The sequence below is a fragment of the Neobacillus sp. NPDC093127 genome (assembly GCF_044754175.1).
Classification (GTDB): Bacteria; Bacillota; Bacilli; order Bacillales; family Cytobacillaceae; genus Neobacillus.
On sequence record NZ_JBIVOP010000003.1, the window covers coordinates 181,564 to 204,408 of the forward strand.

Genomic DNA, 22,845 nt, shown 5'->3' on the forward strand with positions numbered 1-22,845 from the left:
ATAGTATTCCTCTTGATGCAGACACAATAATAATATGTGATTCTAGGAATCTTCTTATATTAATGGAGAAAAGATGCAGAAATACCATGAGGGTTATTCACTATTCTAATTATTCTACCATTATGTAATTTTCAGATAATTATATAGTACTATATAACATCTTAGTAGTAAATACCTAAGCTAATTTATTTAATCCACACCTTTAATAAAATAAAAAGGAAGGATAAAAAACCGGCCCTTCATAAAAGGGGCCGGCTCTTCCTAGATATTATTACTTCGTAAGATTGATTAGTAATTGGTCGGTTCCAACTAATTTTCCATCTTCGACGCTAATCTTAAGGTTAAGGACATACCACTTCGTTTCGGATGCCACCCAAACCCCGTCAAGTTGATAAGCGCCGTTTGGCATTACAAGGCCGAAGCTTCCGTCAGCAGCTGTTTTCACATCATACCATTTTGTATCACCAGTAGTAGTATGGAAACTGAAAACGACATCGCCTAGGACTTCCGTCCCTTTCGTTAATACACCTGTAACATTTTTTGCTGGTTTAACTGGAACCTTAAGGTCAAGTTGAAGTGAGCCGGAAACGGTAAATTCTTTTTGTAATTCATACCATGTACCGTCCGCATCAACCCAAATACCTTCAAGCTTATACGTTCCATCGTTCAGACTAAAGCTAAAGTTTCCGTTTGCATCTGTTTTCGTATCATACCAAACTGGTTCGCCAGTAGTAGTATGAATACTAAAGATAGTATTTGCTAAAGGAGTATCGCCTTGTGTTAATTTACCAGTTACGTTTGATTCAATTGCCTTCACATTAACTAGTAACTCAGGAGCGCCCACTAGCTTGCCATCTTTTACTTCAAATTGTTGATTTAAAACTTGCCATAAGCCTTTTGCTCCATCCCAAATACCATCTATTTGATACTTTCCATCTGGTACAAGAAGGGCAAATTGACCTTTAGCGTCTGTTCTTGTATCGTACCATTGTTTTCCATCAAGGGTATGGATACTGAACGGAATGTTCGCATAACCCCCAGAGTTCTTGGTTAATTTACCTGAAACATTTACTTTTCCAGGATCTGTTGGAACTTGGTAATCGGTTGCACTAATAACTAATTTGTTTGTACCATTCACGAGACCATTCTTAATCTTGTAAGCCCCGTTTAATGGATACCATGTCGGATCCACCCATACACCATCAAGTTTATAATCGCCATCTGGCAGATTATAAGTGAAGTTTCCGTTTGCATCTGTTGTGAAATCATACCATACTTGATTTGCACCAGCCGTATAAAGACTGAATGTTACATTAGCTAACGGTTTGTCACCTAATAATAACTGACCTTGGCTCTTAGTATCAGGTGCTATAGTTCCTACTAATTCTCTCGTATCTCTGACACGGATACGATTTCCTTCACTAAACTTACCTGTTAAACCAACAGCCTCTAACGTGTCACCCACTTTAAGGTTTGGTACAGGTCCGCTTTGATTGATAATATATCCATCTGTAAATACTAACGTTTTTCCAGAACCATCATCAATTTCATATGAATTTTCATCATATTTTGAAACAACCTTACCGATCACTTTAACAAGTTGGCCTTGGTTTGCTTCTGCATTTGAATCCTTAGTGGTAACGAGTTTAGGTTCAACTGGTGTACCTGCACCTAGTTTTACAACACTTTCTGCAAAACTGCCAAACTCTAATTCTAAGTTGTTTTCAAATGTTTTAATGTGTCCGTAAATACGAACCTTGTCGCCAATTTTTAAACTTCCTGCCGGTACATCATTAAAGGCCATAATACCGCCCGTATTATCTTGAATATAAACAGCGTCAAAAAATGCAGTTGTCGTTACGGTTCCTTCAACAACAACATTTGTTCCTTCGGCTAACAAACGTGCATCTCCAAGAGATTTCACTTTTGGTTCAAGATATGTTAACCAGTTGACAACATTGACTCCAAATTGCGCATTTCCTTTTGGACTAAATGTTTGATCAATTTGCTTATCATTGAAGACGTTCATTGCAGAGATAACAACTCGACCCTTGCCAATCTCTTCAGACGCAATTAGTGGAATCACTGAACCACCGGTAACATCTTCCAAAGCCGGACCGCCTTTAATGGCTGTACGCACATTATAGGATACAGAATCCGCTTTGATCGTTGGGCTATCTTGGAACGTTGATTCGTTTCCTCGAGCTAGGATTGTGACAGAACTACTATCCGTTAACGCTGCCTTTTTACCTGTTCCATCATTTTTCGCAAGACTTGCACCACTATAGTATTCAATTGTTGGAACAAAGTCAGTTAGTGTGTTTTTAACAGGTGTTGGGTGTAAACGAACAGAGAAATTTGATGTTAATGGTGTACCCCAGAAGTTACCTTCTTTTGTTTCATCAAACACTCCATCATTGTTCACAAGAATACTTGAACCAACATTTGCTAAGATATCATTTAGATTTTGATTCGAACCGCCAAAGTTACTCTTTTCTGTCATTAATAATGAACCACCAGCGGTGACGAACTTAGTAATGGCAGCAATTTCAGTGGATGTATAAGCAGATGTAGGGTGCGTAATCATTAACACACTTACATTTTTTAACACATCATCAGAAAGTGTCACTGAATTTTCGGCAACCGTATAGCCTTGCTGTTTCATTAACGTTGTGAATAATTTAAGGTTATCTTTGTATGTGCCAAGATCCGCTTTTGTATTTTCATTGCCATGTGTACCATCAATCATGATTGTTTTGCCTAATGGCGCTTTAATAACAAAGCTTTGTTCATATTTATTATCACCCAAGTCGTGACCATCGTCTGCAGAAAGCATAACAATAATGTTATGGGTTCCTGCCACCGGATTTGCCCATGCAACACTGGCATTTCCTGAGGTATTGGCTGGTAGCGAATCAATAACGGCTTCGCCAATAAAGTGTGCAACATCAATCGTATCGTAATAGAATTTTGCTTTTACTTTATTTACGTTTACACTTCCTAGGTTACTTACACCTGCAGTAAGCGTTGTAGCAACACCACCGACAATCGCACCATCCGGTGTACTTACATTACTTACACTTACAGCTAAATCCTTAGCTGGAGACCAAATTGGTGAAGAGTAAATTTGATCGCCGTCTTTTTGAGTTACCTTCACAACAAACCATTGTTGACCGCCAGCTACAGTTACACTTGGCTCCCAATTAAATGAAGTTACGTCTTTAGTTGGTACATAAGTGTCTATAACTCTTCCACGATTCGACAGCAACTCAACCTTTGCAATAGAATCGTTAGAAGGCGTTTTGATATAGCTATAATCCGGGTCAGAAGCTTTTTCTAAAACAGGATCACTTCCTGTAATCTTAAAGTCTAACGTATTCGTATCAACGGTAGATCCCATATAGAATCCATTTGCAGATACATCTAACGTAAAGTTAGGATCTTCACTCATATAGACGCGCATTTTTTTCATTGCCTCTAGAAGTGAATTTTGCGATAAATCAGAAGCGACGATCACCGTACGTTTTTTCGTTTGACCCCATGTCGCATCATGGTTGTCCTCACCATAAGTAGGGGCAACATGCCAGCCTAAGTCAAGGGCACTATAATACTTGTCTTCAGCATTGGCATACGAATATTTTCCAGAACCATTTCCAACTTCCAACATCGTGAATAACTTGTCGACATTTTTATCGTAAGGGATAAAATTATCAAAAGCATTTGCCGACATTTTTGGATGGTTGAACTGGGCAACAATATTATCATATGTTAGTGTCCACGCATAATAATTTTGCAGTTTTTGATAGGCTCCGCCATTAACAACCCGGTCAATAAAGTTATCTGTACCAAATACATTTGAGTGACCCCATGTTGTCGAAGTCATTTCAAAGGCTGGGAAGACAACAAACTTTCCATCCTTTGTATATTGCTTAGCTAAATCCTTCGTTAACTGCCAATCGGAACCACCAGTACGTTCTTTCATTCCACCATGATCAACCGTATCCTTATTTACAAGGCTGGCATCAATATCATGAGAATGGTCTGAAAAAGCAAAATAATCGTAATGGTATTTCTCAGCATCTTTTAATGCTTGCTCAGGTGAACCAGCCGCATCATGGGAAATGTTTGTATGGTTATGTGTCGTTCCCCGATAATGATTTCCGCTGACAAACCGTTTTGCTACCGTGAACTTCCAAGTGAAAGTTGACGGGTTACCGAGCTTATCCTTCGCAAATACAGCTACGGTATGTTCGCCTTCGGTTAATTCATCACTCTTTGTAAGAATTAATTTAATTTCTGTTTCGCTAATTGCTGCTTTTGAAGTGAAATCCTTGCCATCAATCTTAATGGTTGCCGATGAAGTGTTTACTCCGTTTGGATCATCCATTTTAACTGAGATAACAGGATATCTAGAATCGATATTGTCGCCAGTTACAGGTAACTCATTTGAAAATGCTGGACCATCTGTATCTTCGACCACATCGACAGTGATTGGCGCTGCCGCAGTTCCCACTGATTTTTTATCATCTTTGGTAACAGCTTCAATATAATAGAGTAATTTTCCTACTGGGACATTAGCCTTTAGGATTTTACCATTATAATTTTTGCCATCCGCAGCGTTCATCATTACTTGTTGATAAGAGGAATCTGTTGCTCCTTTGTAATAAAGAATCACGGAATCCGCATTTTTGGCCATTGCTGTGAAAGCAACATCAATGCCCATATACGCTTTTGTTAACGCCGTATGAGTTAACACTAATTGGCCTTTTATGTCAGCGGCGTTTCTTGGTAAAAGGAAGTAGCCACTAGTAAACGGTGCAGCCTTTTTATATTGGCTAACAATTCCTGTAAACGTATAGCTTGAACCTTGTTCAAGATCACCAAGTGTTCCTTGCACACGAACAATCGCTAAATTAGCCCCCGATTCATCACTAACCGTAATATCATAATCTGGACCATTGGCAGGAATATTCGTTACTTTTCCGTTGAATGTGACTAATTTACTCTCTTTTGTTTCGTTTATTGCACTAATGGCTATTTGCTCAGGATTAGGTAAAGTATCAGATCCAACAAATCTAATTGCAGTCGGAACAAACTGTGTTAGCCCTGCTGTGAAGACCACACGTCCATCAATACTATACTTTGTTCCTGCTTTAATAGTTGTGGATGGATCAAGATTATTGACAACTTTGATCGCACCTGTTGCATCCTGAATCGTGAAATTCGTTTTTACATTTTCAGACGGGGTATTGTCCGACGTTGCTACCCCTTCAATGGTTGTTGAATAGCCAAGATTGATCGGCAATCCATTGGTATCATTTTTCCGCAATTCACTCATTGCAGTGACCGTCTTAGGAGTGCCAGCAACGTTTATTCTTGCATAGCTGCTCTCAAGTGGTGCAGTTTGCGATCCATCAGTATGTGTTACGTAAACGGCTGAACTGTTGCTAGCATCTGGGAAAGTCAGTGAGAAAGACCCATCTGCAGCTGCAGTTGCTTGTTGCGGACTAGTTAATGTACCACCATTCTCAACATAAACTTTGACAGTAGATGAAGCTGGAACAGATCCAGCTTGGCCTGCAATCGTCGCAGTACCGCCCGCCTTTGTAAAAGCAATCTTCGCAGAATCTGGTGTTAGCATAAACTTGGAATTATGAACAACCATTTCCTGAGGATAGTTAGCTCCGGCAGGCTTGTTCATCGTAAAATCTTTAGAAGGATCTTTCGTAAACCAGCCATTTCCTAGACCATAGGCTGATTGAGGTTCAGTACCGATATTTGTTTTACGTTGAATGGTCCCCCCACCTACAGTAGAATCTGAGATTGGGCTTCCCCAATATAATGGATTTTTAAAAACCGCTGTGCCGTTAGTAAAGGCTAACAAATCGATAGCATCTGGGTCATCAACACCAGTAACAGCTGTTTTCTTTTTAGCAAGGACTAAGGCACCGCCTGTTGAACCACTTGGATTCAATGTGGTGGTAACATCAGCCTTTACTGGAAGGTCTGCGCCTGTAGCGCCGGTTGCACCTACAACTAGGAAATAACCATGTGCTTTAATCACACCTGATAAAGCCTGTCCGGCACCAAAGTTCATAGTTGCTGCAGCTGAATAAGCAATAGACCAACCATTTAGATCAATATCTTTATCTGTATTATTGTAAAGTTCAAAAAACTTTGTTTTATAAAAGGCACCGCTGTTTCCACCATTAACATATAACTGGCTGAAAACGACGTCTCCCGGGGAAATTCCTGTTGGATTTCCAGTAGGGCCTGTGTAGGTTACAGCAACCTTGTCACTTGGGTCTTTCCCAGCTTCTTGTGCCATTACATTGATAACTGATTTTGATTGCGGGTTTGCAAAAGTAACGCTAAACGAACCATCAGCACCCGCAGTTGTGGTCGCAACAACCGTGTTGTCGTCAAAGTAGAGTTTAACTGTTGCATTATTTACCACTGCCCCTGCTGTACCAGTGACATTCGTGTAAGTAGCATAAGTAATTTTTGAAGCGATTGGTGTTGCCGTTTTTTGAATGACAACGCCTGTATAGCTTACAGATACTTTATCACTAGCATCCTTACCAGTCTCTTGAGCAGAAACATAGATTAATGCTTTTGATTGTGGATTCGTAATGGTTGCCGAAAATGAACCATCGGCACCAGCTGTTGCCGATCCCAACAATGTGCTGAATTCATCATAAATTTTCACTTGTGCATTATTAGCAACTGCACCTGCAGTACCGGTAACGCTTGTGTAGGATGCATAGGTAATTTTTGCACCATTAGGTGCGGCTGTTTTTTCAACAGTCGGAGTACCTTTTGGGTCACCTTTAAACTCGATCAGACCGATACGACTAGTGCCTGTTGAAACAATAGCACTACCATCATTTTTAGCAGCTAAATTAGAGTTTAAAAGCCATCTAACATAAACCACATCTTTATCATTTGTCTCAGCAGGTAATGAGACATTCGTTAACAGACCGCCTGTTGTCCAGCTGCCACTTCCAACCAATACAGTGGCATTGGGAACATCTGTCCATGTTGTATCATTCAAACTATATTGAAGTTTGAAATCTTTTGGTCCAGTTGATGAACTATATTGTTTAGATGATAAGGTAATATTTTGATAGTCTTTCGTGGACAATGCTACTTTCCAAAATGACGGACTGTTTGTCCATGGAGTAGCATTAGGAACACTGATTCCTGAAGTAGGACCTGCAGCATAAGATGAAACTGCTGCACCTGTAACTGAAAGTGCCTTGGTAAGATTTGCCGCTATTCCATCTGTTGCAATTAGATTATTTCCTTTACTAAAATCCCATTTTGCTAGAGTAACTGGATCTGTTGCAGCTTTTGCCATTTGTGGATGGACCATTGATAATAACATAAGCGCTGTTAGAAACAGGCTAACCCATTTCTTGTATTTTCTAATTAGGTTGTGCACCGATGACATTCCTCCCGAAAAATAATGGAAACACTTACATTTTTTGGCCCCATCTGATTCTAATAGTAGGGATTAATACCTACTATTTCCAATTTATCCCCCTTTCAACTAATAAAAAGGACCTATGGTAATCTTATTATGCTTAGTCACAAATTTCTACAACTTTCTAAAAATTTAATAAACTTTTATTTTTACTTATATGTTATATTTATCGTGATTCTATTTAAATAATTATTTAATTATTTCCCAAGTTCAACTTCAGGAGGCCTTCAATGAACAAAACTATCCTATCGAAATTATTTACATTCTTGCGTACTCATTTTCGCACGCTTATCCTCTTAACTGTTCCTATCGTTCTGTTAAATTTGTCTATCCAAACAGCTCAAGCACATGCCTATAGTGCTAGTTACACCACTTTAAACCTTACAAAATCGCAAACAAAAATGACCTATGGAATAGATGAAGTTTCTGTCATCGAGTTAGCCGGCGGAGACCTAAATAAAGATGGGATGTTAGACCAAGAAGAATTTGAAGGAATTAAAAATAAAATTGTATCAATTATAAATGATCATGTTATTTTAAAAATAGATGGTCAGCAGCAAGACTGGTTCAAGATAGAAACAATCAATTTAAACCGAAGAGGAGATGCTACCCAACTCCAGCTTGAAGCGCTTTTACCTGCAGTAACAGTTTCTCAATCGATTTCATTAACCGATAACTTATATATGAATGATAAAAACGCAAACTATGTTGACTTAGTCAAGATTAACTATGGTGATCAAAATAGTACAGCAGCCCTTCAAGGAAATAATCGCAATTGGTCGATGATCCTTACTGAAAATGATTTAGCTGGGTCCCAATCAAATGAAACAAATTCAAAAATGGACCAACAGCATCAACCGAAAAAAACAGCGGAACCCACTTCAAATTCAACATCAGGGTGGCTTTCATTTTTGCAACTTGGGATGAATCATATCCTCTCAGGCTATGACCATTTGTTATTCCTGCTGTCACTTCTTATTGCTAGACAAAGTTTTAAACAGTTTGCCAAAGTGATCACCGCTTTTACGATTGCACACAGCTTAACATTAACATTGACCGTCCTAGGAATCATTTCAATACCTGCCAATTTTGTTGAACCGGCTATAGCGCTCAGTATTTGTTATGTGGCGCTCGAGAATATCTTCCGTAAAACGGTTACCTACCGTTGGATCCTGACTTTTCTTTTTGGACTTATTCATGGAATGGGATTTGCTGATATTTTAACAGAAATGAATATTCCTAAGAGCGAATTAGCCATTGATCTTGCTAGTTTTAATATCGGCATTGAACTGATACAGCTCCTAATCGTTATCATTCTTTTACCTTTATTAGCACTATTGCATCGTTCAAAAATTTCACGGAAGACCATCATATCTGTATCTTCGGTCGCCTTTCTCTTAGGTGGAATTTGGTTGGTCGAACGATTATTAACCTAACATATAGGAGTTGAGTCCTTTATCGACACTTACCGCATTTCGTAATCAACCGGTTATTGCCTATTATCGAATGGGGCTAGCGTTAGTAGTGGCCCTAATCGTCAGACTGATCATTTTTAAATTTGTAAAAGCAAACCAATTACGCGAACAATTGGCACAACAAACCAATAAAAGCACTTATTGTTCTTGCCATGAACGCGAAGCATCTAAATGCAGGGGTAATCGGTCAACCACAAAACCAAGCGGCCGCCATTGACGAGGAGAACGATATGCAAGTTGCCACTGTTCGTGTAACTCCTTCAGGGTTTGATCCTAAAAACACAACATTTAAAGCCAATTCCATGATTAAAGTTAAATAAAGGAAAATGAAATATTAGGTAAACCACAAAAAAGGACTGCAGTTTTTTCTCGCTAAACAAAGTAGCGGGAAAATGCAGTCCTTTCTTATAAATTAGGACAAGGTACTCTCCCTGCGTCCCACACTAATCGCTGCCATGCTGCATACGATATTCGATAAGGATAGGAAAGGAGAGGAGTTATTTGCGTACTGCTATTCATTTAAATTTGCGAGTGGACCCGCATGCAGGCATCCCCGAATGGATCACTCCTAACCACGATGGCGTATTAGTTTCTGAAACGCAGATGAACTTGATTGTAATCAAGGGCAAAAGAACGGTCGTGGTTGATAATCCGACCAACTTCCCGCTGATTGGAATTGGCGCTCAGGGCGCTGTTTACCGCATCTCAGAAGAGCAATGCGTCAAACTTTACGGGAATCTAAAACATGCAAAACGAGAGCATCATGGATACTCATTTTCGCGCGAACAGGACAGGCCTCTCGAATTATTTAAAGACCTTCGGGAAAGAGGTTTTTTAGATTCCTTTCTCAAACAAGTAAAGGCGATTGATCGCAAAACCTATACAGCATGGACAAAAAAACCGTTTCCGCTCCCTAATAAAGGATCGAAATGAGAACCATGAACATTTTAGTTACAGGGGCAGCTGGTTTTATTGGTTTCCATCTAGCAAATCATTTGTTAGCGCAAAATCATCATGTTATCGGGGTAGATAATCTCAATGACTATTATGATGTTCTTTTAAAAAAAGACCGTCTAACGATATTAGAAAAAAACGCTCACTTTGAATTTTATCAAATGGATTTAGTCGATAAGGAAAAATTAACGCAGCTATTTGAGGAGCATTCGATTAAGATCGTGATAAATTTAGCGGCTCAAGCCGGGGTCCGTTATAGTATCGACCATCCACATACCTATGTTCATTCAAATTTAGTTGGGTTTATCAATGTATTAGAGGCGTGCCGGCACTTTAAGGTTGAGCACCTGATTTATGCCTCATCGAGTTCTGTTTACGGGGCAAATACGAACATTCCTTTTTCCACTAAAGACACCGTTGATCACCCTGTCAGTCTATATGCCGCCACGAAAAAGGCGAATGAATTAATGGCCCATACGTACAGCCATTTATTTCAGGTTCCGACGACAGGTCTTCGGTTCTTTACGGTCTATGGACCTTGGGGGCGACCGGATATGGCTTATTATTCTTTCACAAAAAATATTATCGCTGACAAGCCCATTAAGGTTTTTAATTACGGGAACATGGGACGAGACTTTACTTATATTGATGATATTGTCGCGGCCATCATTCAATTAATTGATCGTCCGCCGCTGGCCAACCGGAACTGGGATAGCTTCAGCCCTGACCCGAGCTCCAGCAAGGCGCCATATAAAATTTATAATATCGGCAACAATAACCCCGTAAGTATCATCGATTTCATTCATACGCTGGAGAAGTTAATCGGGAAACAAGCTACAATTGAATTTCTACCCATGCAGCCCGGCGACGTCAAGCAAACCTACGCCGACATTTCCGACCTGCACGCTGACATCGGCTTCACCCCCACAACCACAATCGACACAGGCTTAAAACAATTTGTTTACTGGTACAAAAAGTATTATGGGACGTAGGGACAGGCTCCAGTGGGACGAGGAGCCCCTCGTCCCTTTCATTTGAGGTGAATCATCAATAGTATCTTAATTCGACAAATTTGCATGGAAGGATGCACCGTTCGGATGATATAATACATACTATCCTAGAATTGAGGAGCACCTCTATGAAAAATAACGATCTTCAAATAATGGACCATTTGGATGAATTGCGAAAAAGATTGATGATTACCGCTGTTGCTTTTATCCTCTTTCTTGTACTTGGACTTATCTATGCGAAAAATATTTATAACTTTTTTATGGGTGATCTCGGCTATAAACTCATGGTGTTGGGACCCAGTGATATCATCTGGATTTTTTTCCACCTGGCCACCATCATCGCCGTTGCCGGAACCATCCCTGTATTATCATGGCAAATTTGGTTATTTGTAAAGCCAGCCTTGAAACCGTTTGAAAGAAAGGCGTCATTATCTTATATACCGGCGATGTTTTTTCTTTTTATCGCAGGGCTTGCATTCGGATACTTTTTTATCTTTCCAAACATCATGACCTTTCTTATGAAAATGGGTGACGGTCTCATGATCCCTTCGTTTACTGCGGAAAAATATGTTAGTTTCTTAATTAACATGACGCTGCCATTCGGCATTGCCTTTGAAATGCCGCTCGTTTTAATGTTTTTAACCACTCTGGGCATCCTAAATCCCTATAAAGTGGTGAAACTGCGAAAGTATGCTTATTTCATTCTCGTCATTATTGCATCGATGATTTCACCCCCAGAAATCATGTCGCATCTATCAGTAGCCGTACCGCTGATTCTCTTATTTGAAATTAGTATCTTCTTAGCAAAAGTTGTTTATAAAAAGAAGCAAAAGCGCCGGAATCTATTAGATTCGGTGGAAATGGGATAAATAGAAGAGGCCGGATTCAGGTGATGAATCCGGCCCTTTTTTCTTTTACGAGACTTACGACATTTACTGGATATCGCTACTCAGCAACTAACCGGATGGGCCTGACACCATAGAACCTATTCCTTCCCCAATCATTTTTGACATCCCCATTACTACAAAAAAATGTTTACCCCCCAGATTTTCGGGGTAAACAGCGATAAGCGGAAATGTTGCCGCCCAAAAAAATCGATTCAAGGAGATGAAAAGCATGTTGCAAACGAAAGCTCTTGTTTTTGAAAAGAAACCACTTGCAAAGGTACACTCCATTTTGACCAGTCAGGGATTTACATTGACCGGCATTGACGAATCAGTAAAGTACAGAGCCCCATTGCGAGATTCCTCCACTGAATCAATCTATTGGTTAGAAATTCCTATTGATCAAAATGCCAGCGGACCGAATGATGCTAAACTTGGAGTACCTTCTCTATATGGTGAAATGAGAATCCCACGACCTGTCAAGGAGGCAGCAGAAAGCAAGCTTTATGAAATTGCCGATTATTTGCGAAATATTTTTGAAAAAAAAGTCGCCCCTCCCCCTGCCCAAAAACCACACAACAGTTCGATGGCAAAGGATGAAGATGAGATGAAACGTCTCGGCAAGGAAATGGAATCGATGCCAACAAACACCGAACTGGATGAAAGTGGATGGATTCCAGATCCCATCCAATATGAATCGAAGAGTTAACATTCGTCGTGACACACCAAATTGATTGGCGGCAATCCGCCGCGAACATAATGAAACAGTTGCTGGAAAAGGAAGAGCTAGTTGATCCCATCCCCCTATAATACGAAAACAAATCAAAACCCCGCTTTTTTCACAAAGCGGGGTTTTGGGCTCTCTCACCATCAAGTCTAATCATGACTCCAGCCTTATCATCTGAATGAAGCCGATTCTCGCCCTCATGTCTTTCTAAATCAAGCGCATAGGATGAAACACTAGCATTCCGGATCATGTTAAATGTTTCTTCCAATGAATAATCGCGGTGAAACAGACCATCAGTTAGGAGTAAAATCGCCTTTATTTCGCTGCCCCGCACTTGACCATGCTGAATAAACGGGCCAACCTCTTCTGTTCCATTTGCTACACTGTACCCAAACGATTTATTCGCGAGTGTCCGATTAAAGCAAAGCTGCTTTTTACGATCTTGAAAATATTCCTCATCCGGAATCGGAACTCCCTGCTTACGCTGCTCCTCACGCCAAACCCTCGCTCGATAACTGATACCCTTTACGGTATCCCTTGTCAGGACTTTTATCAAACCGTTTTGATACTCGGCAATGATCATACAATCTCCAAGCTGCGCAAAAGATATCATGCCATCCTTTTCAAACTTGATGACGGCAGCACATGTTGACCAAATGTGTTCAACCTTTTTCTGATCAATCCCGTATTTCTCCATGTGAGCCCTCAACAACCGGTTAGCAGCCACGACCCCCTCAACTAAGGAAAGGTTTTCCGGGTAGCGTGTAGTGAAATAATCTTTAAAAATATTGGCTGCTAAATAGGCACCATTCATCCCCTGCTCATCTTGGAAGGGGGTTACCGGTGTCGCTCCATCAAAGACCCCATAAACATTAATTTCTTCATTTAATACAATGGCATCTTCGCTAACACTTTTTGAAGGGGCTCTCCTTAAAAATGACTCAACCCTCATCGATATCAAGCTTCCTTTATAAAAAATGTAGAAATGCAGCTGTTTTATTTATATGCGAATCGAAACACAGGGGACCGCGATGGTGTCAGGCACCCTCAGTTACTATGACCTTCGCTTTGCGGCAGGAAGAGAGCCTTTTCTTCCGTCACTATGACCTTCGCTAAGTCTTTTTCGCTTTCGTGTTTTTATCGCAAGCGCAGCTAATTGATAAATCCCAATTCCCACGATTGCTCCAGCGCTATCAATAAGCACATCTTTAGCAGCAGGACCTCTGCCCGGGACAAATACTTGATGGAATTCATCAGAAATAGCGTACAGGACACAGATTGCCATTGCTAGAAAAAAGCCCTTTAATCCTGCTATTCTACTTTTTAAAAGTGCATTAAATACCCAGATTGCAAGCATTAGGTAAATAAAGAAATGCGCATTTTTTCTTACAATATGATCCCATCTATCAACGGTTACATCGGTTACAGGGGTAATTTGCTTAACTGTTTCCACCACTACTGCTGTGACTCCCCTGCTAAGCTGACCGGAATGGGAGGCCGGCTGCGCCGATAAGTTGAAGATTAAAATCATCCAAAGCAATACGAAAATCCATGGTAAACAGAACTTAATTTTTCTATAGTAAGACATCACGAATATCCTTCCTGAAATGGCACTGTACTTACTTTATTCTATCATACCGATGAACATGACCAAATGGTTAATTGCCCCAAGCATGATACAAGAAACCCAGAATTCCGTGCAAAATTCATACAATAATCTCGCTAAATGGCCAAAATCATTTTAAAAAGTAATTTTTAAGAGCTTAAAAATGAATGTTTCCCTCTTTTTTCGGTTCAAAAGTGAATGTAACGAATTCGATGAAACCTACTTTTCGCAGTATGGTAGAGCTACCTAGGAATAACCGGAAGCGCGCTGTCCTAAAAGGATTCGCAAGTGGAAAGCTTTGAACAATTAGCCGAGCAGTATAAACCAATGATTCACCGGATCATCCACTCATTAAAAATTTTTCATGACCAGGAGGAGTTCTACCAAACTGGTTTAATAGCACTTTGGGAAGCTAGTAAGGGCTTTGATGAGGGAAAGGGGAAATTCAGCAACTATGCCTATTCGTATATAAAAGGCAGACTGTTATCAGAATTAGCCGCTGCCGCTAAGCAGAAAGAGAGAACATTTCATCCAAAGGAAGAGTATTGGAGGACCATCGAAGACCTGGATTCCACACAGCCCCTCGAGTCCGAGCTGCTCCTCTCCTATTGCACAGAACTTACGGAAAAAGAGACAACATGGGTACTCGCATCATGTCTTTACTCCTTAACAATAAAAGAAATCGCCGAAAAGGAACACGTATCCGTCTCCGCAGTGAAGCAATGGCGAAGCAGCGCCAAAAGGAAAATTGGGGACAGGCACCTTGGTGGGACAGAGGGATAGGCTCCTTGTCCCACTACAAGATATTCAATTATAAAGAATTGGGACGAGGAGCACGTACGTAAATTAGTCCCATTAGGCGATGACAGGCACTTGATCTTGGAGTATAATATTTCGAGGCACTAAATTAAGGGCAAAATCACTGAAAAGTGATGACGCAAAGCTATAGGGGCTTCTGTTATTTTGACAAAGCCAGCCAGCTGCCATCAATACGAAAAAGGAGAATCATTGATGTCAAAAAAATTATGGCTTACACCAGAAGAAGTAATTTATCAAAAAAAGAGGAAAAAAGGCATTCTATATGGATCAATCATGATTGCCACTATCATCCTTAGTACCTTCGTGACAATTATCGTTAATAAAATATCTTAAAAGAGGGACAGGCCCCCCTCCCAAACCGGGAGGGGGCCGTGTCCCTTTACTTTGTCGTGAGTCCATTCAAATCGATAAATGGAGTTGCTCCGCCTGTGACGCTTGGCAAGCGGCCATCCCATTTTTCTAATGCCTTTTCTTGGACCTCAATTTGTTTTAATTGGATTAATTCCGCCGTTACTTCTTGCTTTTTCAATCTTAATGCCTCTGCTTCCGCACCTGCTTGAGCGATTTTCTGCTCTGCTTCGATTTTGATTCTTTCTAGGTCCCTTTGTGCTCGTAAAGCATTCTGTTCCGCAGTTTGTTTCGATTCGATCGCTTTATTGAATTCTTCACTAAAGGCAAATTCTTTAATATTGATATCTTCTAGAATCATAAAATATTTTGTTAGTTTTTTTCCGAGCATATCTTTCACTTTCGCTGATACCTCTGGACGCTTGGAGATTAATTCCTCTGCTGTGTACTGTGCTGTTATTGCTTTTAGTGACTCTGCAATCGCCGGGTCAACGATTCGGGAACGATAATCCAATCCGATTTCTTGATAAAGCTTATTCACAGCATCCGGATTCACAGAATAATTTACTGCTACATTTGTTGTGACTGTTTGAAGGTCCTTTGAAGCTGCCGTCTGGGAACTTTCTTCTTTTTGTACCCGGACTTCAATCAGTTGAACGGTTTGGATAAACGGAATCTTAAAATGAAATCCTTCCGTTAAAATCGTCGGCTTTACGGCCCCTAATTGCAAAAGCACCCCTCTATTACCAGAAGCCACAGTTGTAACCGACGCAAAGATAACTACTACTATAACAAGGGCAATGAGTCCGCCTATAATCGATTTCATGTATTTCATGCTGCATCCCCCCTCCTCTTAATAAACTTTATGAAATTGGCTTGGTCTTTATGCCGGGGACAGGCTCCTTGTCCCGCTTTGTGCTGGCAATTGGAGGAAACTATGTCGTAAAGCTCTCGAGGTTTGAGATAATTTCTATTAATATCCAGGAAATGTCGTAAGTTTTGAAAAATAGGTAATAAGTGAGCGGAATTATGTCGTAAGCGGAATAAAGGACGACGTAAATGGAGGAAAAGGTGCCGTAAGTTCTTGATAATTGAGTGAATGGTCACTATCGGTTGGGTATTGTGACCGCTCCTTCAGAAAAATCGTGTGGACGGGCACAATCGGTTGGATATTGTGACAGCGCGGTTCTACTTCAACATTTTGTCTCTAAATCCACGAAAACACCTACGTAGAGCGGTTCTACATCGACTTTTTAACTCATTCTCCGCAGAAACACCTTAGTAGAGATAGTTTCGTCGCACCTTTTACGTCACAATCGTCCAAAAATACGCAGCAACTAGGAGAAAACAAAAAAATCCCCTTGCAGATTAAACGTATTATAAAATAGATTTATATTGAATGATTAAATTAAAAGGGGATGGTGGTCAGGGTGTCATTTACGGAGTTAAACAAAGAAACCGTACTAGTAAATAAGGTAAACGCCAATCTTTTTAGAGGAATAGAAGCAGTGGGCGGGAAATTGATTATTACTAATCAGAGGCTTATGTTCACATCCCATTCGTTAAATATTCAAGCTGGAACAACGGAAATCCCAACGAGCGAGATTGCATCTGTAAGAAAAAGAAATACGATGGGACTTTGTTCCAAATGGCATGTCCGTTATCTTAAAGAACGGAACGGAGCACAAGTTTGTCGTTTGAAAGAGAAATATGTTAATTAAGACTATAATAGATAACATGGGGTCGTAGGTCGGACACAAGGACAGGCTCATTGTCCTAAATTCTGGGGGTGTAAATCTTGAATATGAATAGTAACCGGGGATTTGTTTTTTTACTAAGGGTTTTTCTTACTATTACCGTGGAAGCATTGATTGCTTACATCATCTATTGGTTTTTAATTCGGAGAGGATTTGTTTATACATTTCGTGTCGCTGTTAGTACGGATTATATGTCGTACAAAATTATTTTGCTATTTTGTTCTGCACTTTTTTCCGCGGTAACTGTAGGTGTATTTAAAGAGAAAGATAACGGGGAAGTTCAAACCATTCCCCGGTTTTTTCTATCCTATCTCAAGCATCCGATTAGCCTGGGATCTGTTTTGGTATTCTTGTTTACTTTTTTATGTCTATAAATGGGACGAGGTGCCCTTCCCCTAGGATTCTAGTAATCTTGCAAAAAAAAACAGAGAGCAATTTGCTCCCCGTCTTTCTAAGGATGGGTGTCAGGCACCAAAATGTTAAGAGGCAATTCGAAGGATAAGTATACCCACAAAGGCCATCGAAAGTCCCGTTATTTCCCGTTTGTTCCAATTTTCCTTCAAATAAAAGCGCGCATATAAAATAACAAACGCAACGTTCATCGCAACGATTGCGGAAACAATTCCCGTAATCCCGTCACGAAATGCGGGAAAGATCAAGAGCATTCCCACAGCATTTGTAATCCCTACGATCATGCCCCACCCTATGGTCCGTTTCATTGTCCAGTTATTAGGTGAATCTTCTTCATTAGATGATGCCGCTCGTTTTGACTTGTTTATCGCCCATGAAGTACCGAACAAGACACTGCCAGTTAAAAACATAACGGTTAAAATAGGGAGTGTCGCCGCTCCGGAAAGGGTAGCCTGTTTTACCGAAACATCGGTAAATCCGAAGAAAAGCATGGTTAGGACACCCCATTGAACCCCTTTTAATTGGTTGAGCTTCAAATCCTGTGAGTATTTGATCAGAATCAGGCCGCTCAAGACGATGAAGAACGCAGTGAATTGCCAAGCGGTTAATTCCTCACGCCACAAAACGAAGGCAACAATCATGACAACCAGCGGCGGCAGTCCTGTAAATAAAGCAACAATGGAGGCCTTGCCGACTGCATAGCCCCTATACATTGAAGCGTTTGCAATAAACGAAAATAACCCCATTAAGATTCCGAATAATGCTCCGGTTGACCACGATTGCTGGATGAATAGATTACCGGTCACTGTGATGAGAGTACCGGATAAATAGACGCCCAACAGCAGAAGATTACGATCAATCGGTCGCTGTGACGTCCAATGATAAAGAATTCCCCTTAAACCAAAGCAGCTGGCAGCAGCAACTGCAAAAACAAACCACATATCTTTCTCTCCTAATCTTCAAAATAATCCTTTTAATGTAAATACTGTTAATCTCTAAAATATAAGTATAGCATACGGAGCTCGGATACCATGAGGTTCTACTTTATTGATTTATAGGAGCAGGTCTGACCCTTGGTTTTAAAGTATGACAGAGGCTCACTTAAACGAACAATGGGACGAGGTATCCCCTCGTCCCTGCTTCACTCACAATACGCCAAACCGGTACTTTGTCATTGATTCGAATGTCTCGCCCTTTTTTAGGATGGAGGATGGAAAATGGGCATGGTGGATGGAGTCCGGCAAGCCTTGTGTCTCTAGGCACAAGCCAAGGTATCTGCGAACTGGGACCCCGCGAACGGAGTAGCCGCCGGTCATTTGGCTGCCCGTATAGAGAACCACAGCAAGTTGGTCCGTTTCAACCGTTAATACACGGCCGGATTCTTCATCTTCTAAAACGATTTCTCCACCTTGATTTTCTGTTAATAGAAATGGATGATCATAGCCTTTGCCGGCGAGAATATTCTGTGGATGTTCAGCTTGCACACCATCGATAATTTTTCGGCCATTCCGGAAATCAAAGGCCGTATTTTCCACACTCAAAAATTCCCCAGTTGGAATCAGATGAGGGTCGAGCTCAAGAAATTGGTCGCTTTTTAGTGTTAATTGATGATTTAATATATCTCTTTTTAACTCGCCGCTCAGATTAAAATAGGAGTGGTTGGTTACATTGACCAAGGTCGTTTGATCGGTTTCCCCCGTATAGGAAACCTGCAGCTCATTATCGTCTGTTAACGTATACGTGACCTTTAAATCGAAGTTGCCCGGATAACCTTCTTCCCCATCCTTACTCAAATAAGAAAAGACGACACTAACGGCATCAGCTTTTTCGACGGTTTCCGCTGCCCAGACGATCTTGTCAAAGCCTTGCAGACCCCCATGAAGATGGTTTCCATTATCATTTTTAGCTAACAAATATTTCTTCCCTTCAAGCTCAAACTCAGCACCGGCAATCCGCCCGGCAAACCGTCCGACGACCGCACCAAAATAGGGTGAATGCAATGCATACTCGTCGACTGTATCGAAACCAAGTACCACATTTTCAAATGTGCCATTCCGATCAGGCGCCGTGATTTTTGTTATGATACAGCCATAATCAATCGCAGTAACTTCCATACCTTGATTATTCACCATCGTATAAGCCGTGATTGCTTGCCCCTTTAATTCTCCAAATGGCTCTTGTAAAATTTTCATCGGATTACCTCCTGCAGCAATTTTTTCTATGTACAAATGGAGCAGCCGAATTAGGGCTGCATCGCATCTACATTTTGATTTTATACTAGCGAGTGGATGAACCGTTGGAATGCCTTTTGTCCTTCTTCACTCCGCTTGAACACACCTGCATCTTCAAGGACCCGCAAGAATTTGTAACCGACCTCTTTTTGGACAATATCCGAAACGGTTTCAGCCGTGATTTCCCCTGCATACCGAATTTTCATTTCGTTTGCCCACGGAGTATGATAGTCGGCAATTTGATTCGGTTCATCAAGCAGAAACTTCTCGACCTCCAGTAGCTCGGTCTTCAAACGCGCCGGTAATACCGCCAAGCCCATTACTTCAATCAGGCCGATATTTTCTTTTTTAATATGGTGCACATCGCTATGAGGATGAAAAATACCAAGCGGATGCTCATCATTCGTACGGTTATTCCGGAGGACGAGATCTGCTTCCAGTTCGCCATTTCTCATTCTCACAATCGGCGTTATCGTATTATGTCTGGTTTCACCTGTATAGGCAATAATATTCGCAGCTTCGTCGCTGTACTGCTTCCATTTTTCTAAAATAAACGCGCAAGCACTCTGCAATTCGGTCTGCTCCTTCGCTCTTAATCGGATAACAGACATCGGCCACTTAACTGTAGCTGCCCGAATACCCGGATAATCGGGTAAATGAAACACCTGATCATCAGGAGCTTTGGCCATCGCAAACGTATAGTTTCCACCTTGATAATGGTCATGGGTAAGGATTGATCCACCGACAATTGGCAGGTCTGCATTTGAGCCGATAAAATAGTGCGGGAATTTTTCTACAAACTCTATTAACCGCTTAAAGGTATCCTTCGTGATGGCCATATCGCGATGCTCGCCGGATAACACAATGCAATGCTCATTATAATAAGAATAGGGGGAATATTGGAAGAACCACGGCTCCTCTGTTAGTTTGAGGCGAATCATCCGGTGGTTTGAGCGTGCCGGATGTCCGATTCTGCCTGCATAGCCCTCATTCTCTACACAAAGCAAGCACTTTGGATAATTAGCAGCCGAAGCAGCTTTGCGCTCCTTCTCCCTGGCAATTTCCTTTGGATCCTTCTCTGGCTTGGAAAGGTTAATCGTAATATCTAATTCACCATATGGTGTTTCGGCTTTGTAGCTGATATTGTTGGCAATTCTTTTCGTTTGGATATAGTTGCTTTGCTCGCTCAGCTCATAAAAATAATCTGTTGCTTCCACCGGATTTACCGCCCATTTTTGATAAAAAGACTTGTTAACCACGGAGGGCTTATCGATAAAAACATTCATGATTTTACTGCTGAGGATTTCTTTTTCATCAAACAAATCCTCGATAACACCCGCTTCGACAGCGGCGTCCACTAATTTATCCAACAAATCGGAAGTGTCTGGAAGAGCCGGATTGTAAGAGTCTCTCGGGCTCGACTCAAGGTGCTCCGGGAAATCTGTCAAACCGATAAGAGACATGATTTGGTTTCGTGCATAGATCTCATCATCAGATTCAATCATTTTTAACGATATCGCTTTTCTAACAAGCTGATTTAATACGAAATAAACAGTCATGTCGCCCACTCCTAGTCATCTTAGTACGGTGCCAATTCCCGGCATCCTCTATAAAATTAGCGTCAGTTTGCATTTTTGTGAAAATAACCCAAGTGCTCCTGAACACTTTTAAACATGAGCGGATTGGCACCTAGTGAATGTCATGCTAGTTCTTTTGCGCCCTCACCAATACTAGCCACGTAGAAGGTTGCTTGATAGCCGATTTTGTCCATGTATTGGCTGCTGACGTTTGCAACGAATTCTTCGACGTTTTCATCCTTGACAATGGCGATGGCACAGCCGCCAAATCCCGCCCCTGTCATCCGGGCACCAATTGTACCTTCCTGTTCCCACGCCGACTCCACAAGTGTGTCGAGCTCAACTCCCGTTACTTCGTAGTCATCGCGTAATGAAACATGGGAGGCATTCATCAACTGGCCAAACTTCTCCAGGTTGCCTTTTTTCAGTGCATCAGACGCATGTAACGTCCGCTGGTTTTCATAAACCGCATGTCTTGCTCTTTTTACAAGGGTCTCATTATCGATGAGATGCCTGCTTGTTTCAAAATCACTCTCACTTAATTCACCCAATGAATGAATGTCACGTTCTTGCTGTAGAAGTGTAAGTGCTGCCTCACATTCACTTCTTCTTTCATTGTATTTGGAATCAGAAAGTTCTCTCCGTTTGTTCGTATTCATAATAATAATCTTATATCCCGTTAAATTTAATGGCACATACTCATATTCCAGCGTATTACAGTTGAGTAAAATGCCGCAGTTTTCTTTCCCCATGCCCACGGCGAATTGGTCCATAATTCCACTGTTTACACCAATAAACTCGTTCTCTACTTTCTTTCCGAGCTTTACTAAATCAATCCGGTCGATCTGATATTCAAAGATTTCATTAACGATTACACCCGTCAGCATTTCAAGTGAGGCGGATGAAGAAAGACCAGCCCCATTGGGAATATTCCCGTAAATAAGGATATCGAGCCCAACTGGTACTTCGCGGCTGGCTTCTTGAAGATAACGAATCATCCCTTTCGGATAATTAGCCCAGCTATGATCCGCATCGTACCGAAGCATATCCAGTGAGAATTCAATCATTCCTTTATCTTCAAAGTTCATCGAAAACATTCTCACCTGGCGATCTTCCCGCTTTCTTGCAATTCCATAAGTACCATACGTAATGGCACAAGGAAATACATGTCCGCCGTTATAGTCGGTATGTTCTCCAATTAAGTTAATTCTCCCGGGAGAAAAAAACGTGCGTAGTTCAGCAGCTTCCCCCGCAGAGAAAACCTCTTGAAATTTTACTTTCAATCTATTAATGTCCATTAACCCCACCACCTTTTTGTCCAGCTAGTAAAAGAACTGATGAAACCAGATACTTTGTTTTAACTGGAAATGAATATATTGATAGGCAGCCGAAGTGGCTGCCCCTATTTTGAAACCTGTCTTTTCACAAATTTGTTTGGTCTTATTTTTTCTAGATAACGCTTCATGGAATCCTAAGGCCCCTGAAAGTGCCTTCAATGTCTATTTTATAGAAATAGTAAAACAGGGTCAATGTTTTTACTAAAAATTTACCTAAAATGTT

18 protein-coding genes and 1 riboswitch are annotated in these 22,845 nt (G+C 40.9%); of the genes, 10 read left to right on the top strand and 8 right to left on the bottom strand.

All coding sequences use genetic code 11. From position 1 onward, the window contains the following. Nucleotides 1-271 precede the first annotated feature (271 nt). Nucleotides 272-7,444: a CehA/McbA family metallohydrolase gene (locus ACIQCO_RS06180; RefSeq protein WP_400426792.1), complete on the bottom strand. Its 7,173-nt coding sequence runs from the start codon at nucleotides 7,442-7,444 to the stop codon at nucleotides 272-274. Nucleotides 7,445-7,716: 272 nt separating this feature from the next. Between ACIQCO_RS06180 and ACIQCO_RS06185 the strand changes: the two genes are divergently transcribed. The 6 genes from ACIQCO_RS06185 (at nucleotide 7,717) to ACIQCO_RS06210 (ending at nucleotide 12,518) form a co-directional block, all read left to right on the top strand. Continuing rightward, nucleotides 7,717-8,922 carry a HupE/UreJ family protein gene (locus ACIQCO_RS06185; protein ID WP_400426794.1) on the top strand — a complete coding sequence of 402 codons (1,206 nt, stop codon included), beginning with the start codon at nucleotides 7,717-7,719 and terminating at the stop codon, nucleotides 8,920-8,922. 191 nt (nucleotides 8,923-9,113) lie between these two features. Continuing rightward, nucleotides 9,114-9,281 carry a hypothetical protein gene (locus tag ACIQCO_RS06190; RefSeq protein ID WP_400426796.1) on the top strand — a complete coding sequence of 56 codons (168 nt, stop codon included), beginning with the start codon at nucleotides 9,114-9,116 and terminating at the stop codon, nucleotides 9,279-9,281. A gap of 181 nt (nucleotides 9,282-9,462) precedes the next feature. Beyond that, nucleotides 9,463-9,894: a hypothetical protein gene (locus tag ACIQCO_RS06195; protein ID WP_400426797.1), complete on the top strand. Its 432-nt coding sequence runs from the start codon at nucleotides 9,463-9,465 to the stop codon at nucleotides 9,892-9,894. Between the two features lie 5 nt (nucleotides 9,895-9,899). Further along, nucleotides 9,900-10,907 (top strand): NAD-dependent epimerase, encoded by a 1,008-nt coding sequence (locus ACIQCO_RS06200; protein WP_400426975.1) that lies wholly within the window; start codon nucleotides 9,900-9,902, stop codon nucleotides 10,905-10,907. Nucleotides 10,908-11,053: 146 nt separating this feature from the next. Further along, nucleotides 11,054-11,794 carry a twin-arginine translocase subunit TatC gene (gene tatC, locus ACIQCO_RS06205; RefSeq protein ID WP_400426798.1) on the top strand — a complete coding sequence of 247 codons (741 nt, stop codon included), beginning with the start codon at nucleotides 11,054-11,056 and terminating at the stop codon, nucleotides 11,792-11,794. 247 nt (nucleotides 11,795-12,041) lie between these two features. Beyond that, on the top strand, nucleotides 12,042-12,518 hold the full coding sequence (locus tag ACIQCO_RS06210; RefSeq protein ID WP_400426800.1) for a hypothetical protein: 477 nt from the start codon (nucleotides 12,042-12,044) through the stop codon (nucleotides 12,516-12,518). A 130-nt stretch (nucleotides 12,519-12,648) separates the two neighbouring features. Here ACIQCO_RS06210 and ACIQCO_RS06215 read toward each other — a convergent pair whose 3' ends face one another. Both ACIQCO_RS06215 and ACIQCO_RS06220 read right to left on the bottom strand, forming a co-directional pair. Then, nucleotides 12,649-13,488 carry a protein phosphatase 2C domain-containing protein gene (locus ACIQCO_RS06215; RefSeq protein ID WP_400426801.1) on the bottom strand — a complete coding sequence of 280 codons (840 nt, stop codon included), beginning with the start codon at nucleotides 13,486-13,488 and terminating at the stop codon, nucleotides 12,649-12,651. Nucleotides 13,489-13,590: 102 nt separating this feature from the next. Then, nucleotides 13,591-14,124, bottom strand: coding sequence for a VanZ family protein (locus ACIQCO_RS06220; protein WP_400426802.1), 534 nt, complete (start codon nucleotides 14,122-14,124; stop codon nucleotides 13,591-13,593). 306 nt (nucleotides 14,125-14,430) lie between these two features. On the opposite strand from ACIQCO_RS06220, the gene ACIQCO_RS06225 reads away from it, so the two are divergent. Both ACIQCO_RS06225 and ACIQCO_RS06230 read left to right on the top strand, forming a co-directional pair. After that, on the top strand, nucleotides 14,431-14,925 hold the full coding sequence (locus ACIQCO_RS06225) for a sigma-70 family RNA polymerase sigma factor (protein WP_400426804.1): 495 nt from the start codon (nucleotides 14,431-14,433) through the stop codon (nucleotides 14,923-14,925). Nucleotides 14,926-15,044: 119 nt separating this feature from the next. After that, nucleotides 15,045-15,130: riboswitch (cyclic di-GMP riboswitch) on the top strand. Between the two features lie 23 nt (nucleotides 15,131-15,153). Beyond that, nucleotides 15,154-15,294 carry a hypothetical protein gene (locus ACIQCO_RS06230; RefSeq protein ID WP_400426805.1) on the top strand — a complete coding sequence of 47 codons (141 nt, stop codon included), beginning with the start codon at nucleotides 15,154-15,156 and terminating at the stop codon, nucleotides 15,292-15,294. A gap of 46 nt (nucleotides 15,295-15,340) precedes the next feature. Here the strand turns inward: ACIQCO_RS06230 and ACIQCO_RS06235 are convergent, their stop codons facing one another. Next, nucleotides 15,341-16,144, bottom strand: coding sequence for a prohibitin family protein (locus tag ACIQCO_RS06235; protein ID WP_400426806.1), 804 nt, complete (start codon nucleotides 16,142-16,144; stop codon nucleotides 15,341-15,343). Between the two features lie 595 nt (nucleotides 16,145-16,739). Between ACIQCO_RS06235 and ACIQCO_RS06240 the strand changes: the two genes are divergently transcribed. Both ACIQCO_RS06240 and ACIQCO_RS06245 read left to right on the top strand, forming a co-directional pair. Further along, nucleotides 16,740-17,030, top strand: a complete 291-nt coding sequence (locus tag ACIQCO_RS06240) for a GRAM domain-containing protein (protein ID WP_400426808.1) — start codon at nucleotides 16,740-16,742, stop codon at nucleotides 17,028-17,030. Nucleotides 17,031-17,107: 77 nt separating this feature from the next. Continuing rightward, nucleotides 17,108-17,440 (top strand): hypothetical protein, encoded by a 333-nt coding sequence (locus tag ACIQCO_RS06245; RefSeq protein ID WP_400426810.1) that lies wholly within the window; start codon nucleotides 17,108-17,110, stop codon nucleotides 17,438-17,440. A 105-nt stretch (nucleotides 17,441-17,545) separates the two neighbouring features. On the opposite strand, the gene ACIQCO_RS06250 is transcribed toward ACIQCO_RS06245, so the two are convergent. The 4 genes from ACIQCO_RS06250 to ACIQCO_RS06265 all read right to left on the bottom strand — a co-directional run bounded on the left by ACIQCO_RS06250 (nucleotide 17,546) and on the right by ACIQCO_RS06265 (nucleotide 22,583). After that, a complete protein-coding gene (locus ACIQCO_RS06250; RefSeq protein WP_400426811.1) occupies nucleotides 17,546-18,418 on the bottom strand; it encodes an EamA family transporter in 873 nt (290 codons plus the stop codon). 204 nt (nucleotides 18,419-18,622) lie between these two features. After that, nucleotides 18,623-19,669, bottom strand: a complete 1,047-nt coding sequence (locus tag ACIQCO_RS06255) for an aldose epimerase family protein (RefSeq protein ID WP_400426812.1) — start codon at nucleotides 19,667-19,669, stop codon at nucleotides 18,623-18,625. Nucleotides 19,670-19,749: 80 nt separating this feature from the next. After that, complete coding sequence (gene galT / locus ACIQCO_RS06260; protein ID WP_400426813.1) at nucleotides 19,750-21,267, bottom strand: UDP-glucose--hexose-1-phosphate uridylyltransferase; 1,518 nt, start codon at nucleotides 21,265-21,267, stop codon at nucleotides 19,750-19,752. A gap of 140 nt (nucleotides 21,268-21,407) precedes the next feature. Next, on the bottom strand, nucleotides 21,408-22,583 hold the full coding sequence (locus ACIQCO_RS06265) for a galactokinase (RefSeq protein WP_400426814.1): 1,176 nt from the start codon (nucleotides 22,581-22,583) through the stop codon (nucleotides 21,408-21,410). Nucleotides 22,584-22,845: the final 262 nt, after the last annotated feature.

What these genes read in the sequence shown, in the direction of transcription:
- ACIQCO_RS06185 (WP_400426794.1), top strand. Translation starts at nt 7,717, where the DNA reads ATGAACAAAACTATCCTATCGAAATTATTTACATTCTTGCGTACTCAT.
- ACIQCO_RS06190 (WP_400426796.1), top strand. Translation starts at nt 9,114, where the DNA reads ATGAACGCGAAGCATCTAAATGCAGGGGTAATCGGTCAACCACAAAAC.
- ACIQCO_RS06200 (WP_400426975.1), top strand. Translation starts at nt 9,900, where the DNA reads ATGAACATTTTAGTTACAGGGGCAGCTGGTTTTATTGGTTTCCATCTA.
- tatC (WP_400426798.1), top strand. Translation starts at nt 11,054, where the DNA reads ATGAAAAATAACGATCTTCAAATAATGGACCATTTGGATGAATTGCGA.
- ACIQCO_RS06210 (WP_400426800.1), top strand. Translation starts at nt 12,042, where the DNA reads ATGTTGCAAACGAAAGCTCTTGTTTTTGAAAAGAAACCACTTGCAAAG.
- ACIQCO_RS06215 (WP_400426801.1), bottom strand. Translation starts at nt 13,488, where the DNA reads ATGAGGGTTGAGTCATTTTTAAGGAGAGCCCCTTCAAAAAGTGTTAGC.
- ACIQCO_RS06220 (WP_400426802.1), bottom strand. Translation starts at nt 14,124, where the DNA reads ATGTCTTACTATAGAAAAATTAAGTTCTGTTTACCATGGATTTTCGTA.
- ACIQCO_RS06230 (WP_400426805.1), top strand. Translation starts at nt 15,154, where the DNA reads ATGTCAAAAAAATTATGGCTTACACCAGAAGAAGTAATTTATCAAAAA.
- ACIQCO_RS06235 (WP_400426806.1), bottom strand. Translation starts at nt 16,144, where the DNA reads ATGAAATACATGAAATCGATTATAGGCGGACTCATTGCCCTTGTTATA.
- ACIQCO_RS06250 (WP_400426811.1), bottom strand. Translation starts at nt 18,418, where the DNA reads ATGTGGTTTGTTTTTGCAGTTGCTGCTGCCAGCTGCTTTGGTTTAAGG.
- ACIQCO_RS06255 (WP_400426812.1), bottom strand. Translation starts at nt 19,669, where the DNA reads ATGAAAATTTTACAAGAGCCATTTGGAGAATTAAAGGGGCAAGCAATC.
- galT (WP_400426813.1), bottom strand. Translation starts at nt 21,267, where the DNA reads ATGACTGTTTATTTCGTATTAAATCAGCTTGTTAGAAAAGCGATATCG.
- ACIQCO_RS06265 (WP_400426814.1), bottom strand. Translation starts at nt 22,583, where the DNA reads ATGGACATTAATAGATTGAAAGTAAAATTTCAAGAGGTTTTCTCTGCG.